9 protein-coding genes and 1 pseudogene are annotated in these 10226 nt (G+C 68.0%); 6 read left to right on the top strand and 4 right to left on the bottom strand.

The window, feature by feature from the left end:
* The first annotated feature begins 417 nt into the window (after nt 1-417).
* Both QGG75_08750 and QGG75_08745 read left to right on the top strand, forming a co-directional pair.
* Nucleotides 418-1755: a 2-hydroxyacyl-CoA dehydratase family protein gene (locus QGG75_08750; GenBank protein MDP6067326.1), complete on the top strand. Its 1338-nt coding sequence runs from the start codon at nt 418-420 to the stop codon at nt 1753-1755.
* Nucleotides 1752-2402, top strand: a complete 651-nt coding sequence (locus tag QGG75_08745; protein MDP6067325.1) for a TetR/AcrR family transcriptional regulator — start codon at nt 1752-1754, stop codon at nt 2400-2402. Before QGG75_08750 ends, QGG75_08745 begins: the two co-directional genes overlap by 4 nt.
* Here QGG75_08745 and QGG75_08740 read toward each other — a convergent pair.
* The 4 genes and pseudogenes from QGG75_08740 to QGG75_08725 form a co-directional block, all read right to left on the bottom strand.
* Nucleotides 2385-3260, bottom strand: a complete 876-nt coding sequence (locus QGG75_08740) for an AEC family transporter (protein ID MDP6067324.1) — start codon at nt 3258-3260, stop codon at nt 2385-2387. The two genes, QGG75_08745 and QGG75_08740, sit on opposite strands and share 18 nt — an antisense overlap.
* A gap of 13 nt (nt 3261-3273) precedes the next feature.
* Nucleotides 3274-4551, bottom strand: a complete 1278-nt coding sequence (locus tag QGG75_08735) for an HlyC/CorC family transporter (protein MDP6067323.1) — start codon at nt 4549-4551, stop codon at nt 3274-3276.
* A 4-nt stretch (nt 4552-4555) separates the two neighbouring features.
* Nucleotides 4556-5719 carry a 3-dehydroquinate synthase gene (gene aroB, locus QGG75_08730; GenBank protein ID MDP6067322.1) on the bottom strand — a complete coding sequence of 388 codons (1164 nt, stop codon included), beginning with the start codon at nt 5717-5719 and terminating at the stop codon, nt 4556-4558.
* Nucleotides 5716-6285 (bottom strand): annotated as a pseudogene (locus tag QGG75_08725) (shikimate kinase). Before QGG75_08725 ends, aroB begins: the two are co-directional and overlap by 4 nt.
* Before the next feature lie 163 nt (nt 6286-6448).
* On the opposite strand from QGG75_08725, the gene QGG75_08720 reads away from it, so the two are divergent.
* From QGG75_08720 to QGG75_08705, 4 genes are all read left to right on the top strand, one after another.
* Entirely contained in the window at nt 6449-6589 is a 141-nt protein-coding gene (locus QGG75_08720) for a hypothetical protein (GenBank protein ID MDP6067321.1), read from the top strand.
* On the top strand, nt 6570-8396 hold the full coding sequence (locus QGG75_08715) for a hypothetical protein (protein ID MDP6067320.1): 1827 nt from the start codon (nt 6570-6572) through the stop codon (nt 8394-8396). Before QGG75_08720 ends, QGG75_08715 begins: the two co-directional genes overlap by 20 nt.
* An 18-nt stretch (nt 8397-8414) precedes the next feature.
* The gene (locus QGG75_08710) at nt 8415-9344 is read left to right on the top strand and encodes a site-specific tyrosine recombinase XerD (protein ID MDP6067319.1); all 930 of its coding nucleotides are present in this window, start codon (nt 8415-8417) and stop codon (nt 9342-9344) included.
* A gap of 125 nt (nt 9345-9469) precedes the next feature.
* Nucleotides 9470-10226 (top strand): CoA ester lyase (locus tag QGG75_08705; GenBank protein MDP6067318.1); only part of this gene is annotated, 757 nt, incomplete at its 3' end.

Raw genomic sequence — 10226 nt, 5'->3', positions numbered from 1 at the left:
ATGGCTGGCCTTTGCCCTTCCAGCGACGCCGATCGGCAGAGGCCATCCGGGTTAGCCCGCGTTTCTCGCCGGGTCATGGCCTGCGCGGCGCTGTGGCGTCGACAGGGCCGGAGAGCTGCGCCGCGCGATGTGGGACATCGGGCAAGCAGCTCGACGTCCCCTGTCGGCGCCACAGCGCCGCCCGAAGGGTCGCTCCCAGGCGCGCGCCCGCGTTGTCAAAGACCGAAGTGCGTAGTACCACTACGCGCTTCGGTCTTTTCCTCGCGGATCGCATCACCTGGGAGCGACGCAGGCCGTGACCCGGTGAGAAATGCGGGCTAAATTGACCGTCAATCCAGTAGCTGCAAACGGGTCTCTTGACGCTAGCCAAGGGATTCGCAAGAATGATTGGATCACCGTCCAATCCGGGAATGATTCATGAACAGCCACCAGGCAGCAGCCGACGAGAGCCGCCGGGCGGAACTGGTGGGGCGCGGCGCCCGCGATGGCGCCCGGCTCTTCCGCGAATGGTTCGGCCACCTGACCGAGGTCGCCGAGCGCGGCGAGGGGGCGGCCTACGTCTTCGTCATGGGCAGCTTCGCCGAGATCTTGCGCAGCTTCGACATGGAGGTGGTGTTCCCCGAGATCAACGCCTTGCAGACGGCCGTGCGCCGGGTCTCCGACGACTACCTCAACGTGGCCGAGGACTACGGCTACTCGCCCGACGTCTGCGCCTACGTCAAGGCCGACCTGGCCATGCACCTGCAGGGCGGCAAACACCCCATGGTGACGCTGCCCAAACCCAGCCTCGGCGTGCTGACCAACGGCTGCAACACCTACATCAAGTGGGCCGAGATCTGGGAGCGCGTGCTGCAGACCGAGCTTGCCATCATCGACGTGCCGGGCTCGCGCGCCGCCTCGGGCCCCAGCGAGCCTGGCAGCGAGGACTTCGTCAACGAGCGGCGCTATGTGGTCGGCCAGATCGAGGAACTGATCGCCAGTTGTGAACGCCTGAGCGGGCAAAAGTTCGACATCGACAAGCTGCGCCAGCGTCTGGCGCTGACCAACCGGATGAGCGCCGACTGGCGGCACGTGGTCGAGCTCAACCGATCGAAGCCGGCCGTCTTCAATGCCTTGACCGACGGCACCGTCTATCTCGGCATGGCCAACTGCTTTCGTGCCACGCCCGAGGGCGTGCAGTATTTCGCCGAGCTGCGTGAGGAAATGAGCTACCGGGCCGAAAACGGCATCGGCACCACGGCCCTGGTGGATGGCCAGGAGGTGCCGGCGGTGCAGGATTTCCGCCTCGGTTTCATCGGCGTGCCCTGCTACCCCATCTTTCGCAAGTTCAGCGAGCTGTTTTCCGACTGGGGCGGCGTCTTCGTCACCTCGGCCTACCTCACCTTCGCCTCGGGCGGCGCCGACAGCGGCTACCAGTACGACCTCGAGCGTCCCATCGAGAGTTTCGCCGAGAGCCTCTTGGCCAACGTCGGCAACATAATGGATCAGCTATTCTACCAATGTCCGCAGATCGAGACCGCGGCCTCGGATTACGACCTCGATGGCATCGTCTATCACCCCATCAAGAGCTGCCGTACGGTTTCCACCGGCCTCGCGGACCGGCGCCATCATGCCGCCGAGGACCTGGGCATGGCGACGTTGTTCATGGAATCCGACATGATGGACGCCCGCGTGGTTTCCGAGGCCCAGATGCGCAACCGCATCGATGCCTTCTTCGAAGGCCTGATCGCGCGACGCCAGCAGGGCGCGGCGTGACGGCGCTTGCGGCTGCGGCTGTGGCCGATCTCGATATCGCCGGCCAGCGCCGGGCCCAGATCGTCGAGGGCGCCGTGCGGGCCTTTGCCGACAAGGGCTATTTCGGCACCACCATCGAGGACATCGCCGGCCAGGCCGGCGTCAGCAAGGGGCTGATCTACGTCTATTTCGAGGATAAGCGCGACGTGCTGTTCCTGACGCTGCGCTTCGTTCTCGAGACCTACGCCCGCGAGCTGCCGGCGCTGCTGGAGGGCATCGAGGGGCCGCTCGAGCGCCTGCGCACGGCGCTGGGCAGCTACTGCCGCCTGATCGACCGCTATCGCGACGTTACCGTGCTGGCCTATCAGGCGACGACGGTGCTGCCGCCGCCTCAACGGGCCCAGGTCAAGGCCGCCGAATCCAAGGTCAACCGCATCCTTCAGGGCTGCCTGGAGGCCTGTTTCTACAGCGGCCTGATGCGGCCCGCCAACCTCGATTTTCAGGTCTACCAGTACGTCATGTTCTGCCACACCTGGGCCCTCAAGCACTGGGCCTTTGGCGATCACTACAGCCTCGATGACTACATCGCCGAGGGCACGGCGTTGCTCATCGAGCCCCACCTGACGGCCGAGGGCCGCCGACACTGGGAGTTAAATAACCAGCAATAGCAATAATGGCAGGGTGACGAACGATAGCGTCGCCGAAATCACCACCATGCCGGCGACGTGGCTGGGCGCATTGCCGTAGCGCTGGGCGAAGAGGTAGTTGAAGACCGCCACCGGCATGGCGCAGTCGATGATGAAGACGCCGCGGGTGGCGCCCTCGAGAGCCAGCAACTCGGCCAGGCCCAGGCCCACGCCGAGGCCCATGCCGAGCCGCAAGAGGGAGAGAAAGAAGCTGCGCCCGAGGTCGGCCACCTTGAGCCGGGCCAGCGAAACGCCCAGCGTGATCAGCAACAGCGGGATCATCAGGCCGCCGATCAGGCGCGTGGTGTTGGCCAGCCAGGCCGGCGGCGAGGTGTTGCTGAAAACGAAAAGCGCCGCCGCGGCGATGGCGTAGATCAACGGCGTACGCAGCACCACGCGCCATGAGGCGCTGCCGGCGGCGATCGCCGCGCCGATGGTGAAGTTGCCCAGCGAGGTCACGGTGAAAAAGGCGATGCCCAGTGCCAGGCCTTTTTCGCCGAAAGCAAAGAGACAGAGCGGCAGGCCCATGTTGCCGGCGTTGGGAAACATCAAGGACGGCAGGTACGGCCTCAGCGCCAGCCCCCGGAGCTTGAGCACCAACGTTGCCACGATGGCGAAGCAGAGCGTTGCCATCACGGCGTAGGCGGCCATCGAGCCGAAGGTGGCGGGCGAGATCTCGAAGCGCGTCAGGGTGGCAAAGACCAGGCACGGCGTGCCTATGTTGAAGGTCAGCGCGGTGACGAATTCGACATCGAAGGGCTGCTCCAGGCGGGCCCAGAGGTAGCCGATGCCGGCGCCGAAGAAAACCGGCGCGACGATGGCGAAAAGCTCGCCGATCATGACGTCGCCGCCTTCAGGCCGACTGCTCCGGACCCGGTGGCGTCACCCTGAGGGCCACGATCTGATTGCGCTGGCGCTTGAGGATGACGAAGGTGTAGCCGTAGAAGGTGAAGACCTGGCCCTCGACCGGGATGACGGCGGCGTTGTAGATGACCAGCCCGGCGATGGTCGCCGCCTCCTCGTCGGGCAGATGCCAATCCAAGAGCCGGTTGAGGTCGCGGATGGTCATGGCGCCGTCGACGACAAAGGAGCCGTCGGCCTCGGCGCGCACGCCGGTGTCCTTGACGTCGTGTTCGTCGACGATGTCGCCGACGATCTCCTCGATGATGTCCTCCAGTGTCACCAGCCCCATGATGGCGCCATATTCGTCGACCACCATGGCGAAGTGGACGTGGCGGTCGCGGAAGGCCGTCAGTTGTTCGTGCAGGGAGGTGGTTTCGGGCACGAACCAGGGCTCGCCCGATACGGCACCGATGTCGAGCTCGTCGAGATCCCCCTCATGGGCCGACAGCGCCCGCAGCAGGTTCTTGGCATGCAGTACGCCGACGATATTGTCGGGGTCGCCCTGCCACAGTGGGATGCGCGTGAAGGGGCTTTCCAAGACCTGCTCGACGATACGCGAGGAAGGTTGTTCGGCGTCGATGGTGGTCATGTTCTTGCGATGCACCATGATTTCGTCGAGCTCGACGTGGGCCAAGTCGAGGATGCCGCCCAGCATGTCGCGCTCGTGCTTGACCAGGTGGCCTTCGCGGGTGTGCAGGTCGATGGCGCTGCGGATATCTTCGGCCGCCGTCAGGATCGGCGTCTCGCTGCCGGCGGCGCCGAAGAGGCGCAGCGTCAGCCGTACGACAACCTGCAGGCCACGCGTCAGCGGCGCCAGCAGCGTCACCAGCGGCCCCAGCAGCGGCGCCAGCGCCAGTGCCGTGCGGTCGGCTTTCTGGATGGCGTAGGTCTTGGGCAGGATCTCGGCGAAGACCAGCACCAGGGCGGTCATCACGATGGTGGCGTAGAACACGCCGACGTCGCCGAAGAAGCCGATGAAGAGGCTGGTGGCCAGCGCCGAGGCGAAGATGTTGACCAGATTGTTGCCCAGCAGCACGGCGCCGATGAACTGGTGCTTGTCGGCGCTGAGCCGGCTGACGATGCGGGCCCGGCGGTTGCCGCGCCGCGCCAGGTGGTCGATGCGGGCCCGGCTGACCGCCGTCAGCGCGGTCTCGGAGCCGGAAAAGAAGCCCGACAGCACCAGCAGCAGGGCGATGGCGGCGAGCGAAAGGATCAGCGGAAGATCCACCGGATCAGGCTCCCGGGCCCAAGTCGAACGCCTTGCCGGCCAAGCTGGCGGTGAGCAGCGCCCGCACTTCGGCTTCCGCTACATCGTTGCTGACGAAGGCCTCGCCGATGCCGCGGGCCAGCACGAAGACCAGCCGGCCACCTTGCACCTTCTTGTCCTGGCGCATGTGGTCGAGCAGGCGTTCGGCCCGGGTCTCTCCCCCTTCCTCGTCCCGGCTCTCGAGCACCTGGCCGGGATCAATGGGCAGACCGACAGCGGCCAGGTGGCGTCTCACACGCTGGGCCTCGCCAGGCGCCGCCAGCCCGAGCCGGGCCGACAGCTCGAAGGCCAGGCAAAGTCCCACCGCCACGGCCTCGCCGTGGTTCAGGCCGCCGCCGTAGGCGGCCTCCGCCTCCAGGGCGTGGGCGAAGGTGTGGCCCAGGTTCAACAGCGCCCGGGCGTCGCCCTCGCGCTCGTCGGCCGCCACCAGGCGGGCCTTGGTGCGGCAGCTCTCGATCACGGCCCGCCGCCGGGCCACGACATCGCCGGCCAGCAGGGCGGCGCCGTTGTGTTCCAGCCAGGCGAAGAAATCGGCGTCGCCCAGCAGGCCGTACTTGACAACCTCGGCATAGCCCGCCCGCAGGTCGCGCTGGGGCAGGCTGTCCAGGACCAAAGTGTCGCAGAGCACCAGCCGGGGCTGATGGAAGGTGCCGACCAGGTTCTTACCGTGGCGCGTGTTGATGCCGGTCTTGCCGCCGATGGCGCTGTCGACCTGGGCCAGCAGCGTGGTTGGTGCCTGGATCAGGTCGACGCCGCGGCGCAACAGGCTGGCGGCCAAGCCGGCAAGGTCGCCGATGACCCCGCCGCCCAAGGCCAGCACGGCCTCGCCGCGCTCGATGCGGGCCGCCAGCAAATCGCCCAGCACAGCCTCCAGGTGGGCGAAGTCCTTGCTCGCCTCGCCTGCCGGCAGCACCATCTCGGTGCAGGCCAGACCGGCCCCGGCCAGCGATTGCTTGAGGCCCGGCAGATAGAGCGGTGCCACCGTTTCGTCCGTAATCACGGCCAGCCGGGGCTGGGCCAGCAGCGGTTTCAGAAGCTCCCCGGCGCCGGCCAGCAGGCCCTTGCCGATAATCACGTCGTAAGAGCGCTCCGCCAGGTTGACGGCGACGCGGGTGGGGTCGGCGGTCACGCTGCCGGCTCCGCGGCGGTGCGATGTTCGACGTGGTGCGCCGCCACCAGGGCGGCAATGATGGCGCTGACCACCCGGGCGTGGGGCGAGCTGTCGGTTTCGACGACGATGTCGGCCTGGCCATAGATCGGGTAGCGCTCGGCCATCAGGTCGGCCAGCACCTGGCGCTGGTCGCGGCCCTCGAGCAAGGGCCGGTGGTGGCGCCGGCCGACCCTTTCCAACAGCACTTCGAGTTCGGCGCGTAGCCAGATCGACAGCCCCTTGTCGGCGATATTGCGGCGCGTGCGCGGGTCCATGAAGGCGCCGCCACCGGTGGCCTGGACGTGGACCGGTCCCTCCAGCAGGCGGGCGATGACGCGCTGTTCGCCGGCTCGGAAGGCGGCCTCGCCGTGTTCGGCGAAGATTTCCTCGATGCTGCAGCCGGCGGCCTTTTCGATTTCGTCGTCGGCGTCGATGAAGGGCAGCCCCAGGTGTTCAGCCAGGCGCCGGCCAACGGTGGTCTTGCCGGCCCCCATCAGGCCGACCAGCACCAGGGGACGAACGGGGGCCGAGAAGGCGGGCTGGCGGCGCGACTTTTCCTTCGCCCCGTGGGCCGCCCCGTGGGCAGCCCGTTGAACGCCGGCCCCGCTATCGATAGACTGTCGCAACTTTGCCACATTCGCACCCTAACATACGTGGCGAATCGCTGTCCGCAAGCTCACGAACCCAGATTTGCCGTGTTTTCGAACTATGTCCAAGGCGCCTTTCATCCTTATCGTAGTGGTCGCCGCCGTGGTTGTCGGCGGTGCCGTGTTCCTGGCCACTTGGGACATACCGGCACCCACCCAGCGGGTCGAGAAGGTGCTGCCCAATGATCGTTTCCCGCGTTAGCAGATGGTTGCTGGTGCTGGCCTTGCTGCCGGCTCTGGTGGGGCCGGCCGCGGCCCAGGTGGGCAAGCCGAAGCGGTTGTTTCCCGCAGCTCCGGCGCCGCTGGCAACCACCCCTGGCGAGGCGGAAAAGCCGGCCGCCACAGCCGCCCCGAGCCCCGACACAAAGGATACGGAGAGCAACAACAAACCGCCTGAGGCGGCGGCGGCGGATAAGGTCAGCGTCGGCGAGTTGGCCGAGATCGATCCCAGTTCGGTGGGCATCCTCAATGCCGAGAACGGCGGCTTTGGCCGCGACATGTGGCTGGGCTCCGATCGCCTGCTGGTCGAGCGCCTGCTGCCGCGTCTGCCCGTGGCGACGCTGTCGCGCGCCATGCAGTCGCTGGGCCAGCGCCTGCTGGCCAGCCAGGCCATGGTGCCCGAGGGCGAGGCCACGGCGCCGAGCCTGCTGGGCATTCGGGTGGAACGGCTGAGTGCCGGCGGCCACACCGCCATGGTCAACGAGCTCTTGGAACTGGTCTCGGCCCGGCTCAACGATCCGGCCTTCAGCCGGGCCAAGATCGATGGTCTCCTGCTGGCCGGCAACAACGCCCAAGCCTGCGCCGACGTGCCCCATCTGGTACGCCAGGACGAGGATCCCTATTGGCTCAAGACCATGACCTTTTGCAAGGCCTTGGGCGGTGAACACGAGGCGGCGCAACTGGCAGCCTCGATCCTGCGCGAACAAGGCGAGACCGGCGATGTCGCCTTCTTCAATTTGGTGGCCGTGCTGGGTGGTGACAACGATGCCGTGGTCGACAGCCTGATCGATCCCTCGCCGCTGCACATCGCCATGCTGCGGGCGGCCCGCCGGGCGGTTCCCGGCGACGCCGTGCCGGGCGCCCGCCCGGCCATCCTGCGGGCCATCGCCACCACCCCAAACGCCGCCGTCGAGACCCGCCTGCAGGCTGCCGAGCGGGCCGAGGCGGCCGGCGCCCTGCCGGCCCAGGCCCTGGCTCAGGTCTACGCCAGCGTCGACTTCGGGCCCGAAGAACGGCAGGACTGGGTGGCCGTCACGGCCCGGCAGGAAGGGCCGCGCAGCAACGCCCTGCTCTATCAGGTGGCGGCCAGCGAAAGCGATCCCGAGGTGCGCGCCCGGGCTTTGGCCCAGTCCTGGCGGCAAGCCCTCGGCAGTGGCCGTTTCGGCACCGCGGCCCGGGTCAACCTCGAGGCCACGCGCCAGCTCGAGCCGACGCCGGAGCTGGCCTGGCTGGCGGCCGATGCCGGCCGGGCGCTGCTGGCGGCGGGCGACGTCATTGCCGCCCGGCGCTGGCTGGACAACGTCACGGCGGCTGCCTCCGAGAGCAATCCCCATGCCGCCCGGGCGGTGCTGGAACTCTGGCCGCTGGTGCAGATCGCCGACGACGAGGAAACCATACCCTGGAATGCCGCCATCGTCGGACCCTGGTGGGACGGGCAGAAGGGCCTCAAGGGCGACAAGGCGCAGGAAAATGCGGCCTTGCTCTATACCCTCTTCGATGCCCTGGGTTACCGCCTGCCCGACGCCAACTGGAAGCCGCTCTATGAGGCGCCGCTGACGGTCAGCGCCTATATGCCGTCGACGGTGCTGTGGCACGGCCTGCAGCGGGCGGCGGAGGCGGGGCGCATCGGCGAAACCGTGCTGCTCTCGTTGCTGGCGCTGGGCGAGGTCGGGCCGCCGGGTGCCAATCCGGTGACGCTGCATGGCGTCATGCGGGCGCTACGCCGCATCGGGCTGGGTGCCGCGGCCCGGCGCATCGCCCTGGAGGCGGCCCTGGCCCGGGGGCTTTGAGCGGGGCCGGAGTCCGCCATGGACGATCGCCACATCGAGGCCTTTCTCGAGATGATGTCGGCCGAGCGTGGTGCCGCCCAGGCGACGTTGCAGAGCTATCGCCAGGATCTTTTGGCTCTGAGCGCCTTCCTGGCCGGGCGCGGCCTGGCGCCATTGGCCGCCCAGGCTTCTCAGCTGCGGGATTTTCTGGCCGCCGAGGCGCGGGCCGGGAGGGCGCCGGCCACCGTCCGGCGGCGGCTATCGACGGTCCGACAGTTCTTCCGCTTTCTCTATGCCGAGGGCTGGCGCGGCGACGATCCCACCACCGCCATCGAGGGCCCCAGCGCACCGCGCCCGTTGCCCAAGATCCTTTCGCAAGCCGAGGTCGACGGCTTGCTGGTAGCGGCCCGGAAGCGCCCCGGGGCGGCCGGCCGCCGGCTCGAGGCCGCCATCGAGATCCTTTACGCCACGGGCCTGAGGGTTTCCGAACTGGTAGCGCTGCCGCTGTCCGCCACGGCCACCGACAACCGGCTGCTGCTGGTGCGTGGCAAGGGCGGGCGCGAACGCCTGGTGCCGCTGGGCCAGGCCGCCCGCGAGGCCATCGGGCGCTACCTGGCGCTGCGCGACAAATTTTCCGCTGGTTCAGGGGCTGGGGCCTCGCCCTGGCTGTTTCCTTCGCGCGGCGCGGCCGGGCACCTCACCGGCCGCCGCCTGGCGCAGTTGCTCAAGGAGCTGGCGCCGGCGGCCGGTCTCGATCCCCGACGCCTCTCGCCGCACGTGCTGCGCCACGCCTTCGCCAGCCACCTTTTGGCCCATGGCGCCGATCTCAGGGCGGTGCAGCAGATGCTGGGTCACGCCGACATCTCGACTACCCAGATTTACACCCACGTGCTGGAGGAACGCCTCAAGGCCCTGGTCGAGAACCATCATCCTCTGGCCGCACCGTCCGCCACCAAGGCCGGCAGATGACACCACGGAGCAAATCATTGACAGGCCTCGCCACCATTGACATTGTGCCCGCTTCGCGGCCCCGGCCGGCTTTTGGCCCTCGCCGAGCCCCGATCCCCATGGCCTGAAAACAACCGGAGTCCGGCATGAGTTTCACCATCGTCGAGGAAGTGACACCCCGCCTCAATCGTTCGGAACTGGCGGTGCCCGGCTCCTCGCCGCGCTTTTTCGAGAAGGCGGCGGCGGGCGAGGCCGACATCGTCTTCCTCGATCTCGAGGACGCCGTGGCGCCCGACGACAAACCCCAGGCGCGCAAGAACGTGATCCAGGCGATCAACGATCTCGACTGGGGCGAGGGCCGGCTGTCGGTGCGTATCAACGGTCTCGATACCCACTACATGTACCGCGACGTGGTCGACGTTCTCGAGGGCGCCCCCGACAAGCTCGACCTCCTCATGATCCCCAAGGCGGGCACGGCGGCCGACGTTTACGCCGTCGACATGCTGGTCACCCAGATCGAGCAGGCCACCAAGGCCACCAGGCGCATCGGCTTTGAGCTCATCATCGAGACGGCGCTCGGCATGCAGAACGTGCACCAGATCGCGGCGGCCAGCCGGCGCAACGAGTCGCTGCACTTCGGCGTCGCCGATTATGCCGCGTCGACCAAGGCGCGCACCACCTCCATGGGCGGACCCAACGCCGACTACCACGTGCTCACCGACCCCGACGAGACGGGCAACCGAGACGTCCATTGGGGCGACATGTGGCACTACCCCATGGCGCGCATGGAGGTGGCGGCGCGGGCCAACGGCTTGAGGCCGGTGGACGGCCCCTTCGGCGACATCAAGGACCCGGACGGCTACACGGCGCAGGCCAACCGTGGCTCGGTGCTCGGCTACGAGG

Source organism: Alphaproteobacteria bacterium (assembly GCA_030740435.1).
In the GTDB taxonomy this organism is placed as follows: Bacteria; Pseudomonadota; Alphaproteobacteria; order UBA2966; family UBA2966.
The sequence above is the reverse complement of the archived record's forward strand: the minus strand, read 5'-3'. Positions and strand labels throughout refer to the sequence as shown.

Coding starts and splice junctions, on each gene's coding strand:
- QGG75_08750 (MDP6067326.1), top strand. CDS start 418: ATGAACAGCCACCAGGCAGCAGCCGACGAGAGCCGCCGGGCGGAACTG.
- QGG75_08740 (MDP6067324.1), bottom strand. CDS start 3,260: ATGATCGGCGAGCTTTTCGCCATCGTCGCGCCGGTTTTCTTCGGCGCC.
- QGG75_08720 (MDP6067321.1), top strand. CDS start 6,449: ATGTCCAAGGCGCCTTTCATCCTTATCGTAGTGGTCGCCGCCGTGGTT.
- QGG75_08715 (MDP6067320.1), top strand. CDS start 6,570: ATGATCGTTTCCCGCGTTAGCAGATGGTTGCTGGTGCTGGCCTTGCTG.
- QGG75_08710 (MDP6067319.1), top strand. CDS start 8,415: ATGGACGATCGCCACATCGAGGCCTTTCTCGAGATGATGTCGGCCGAG.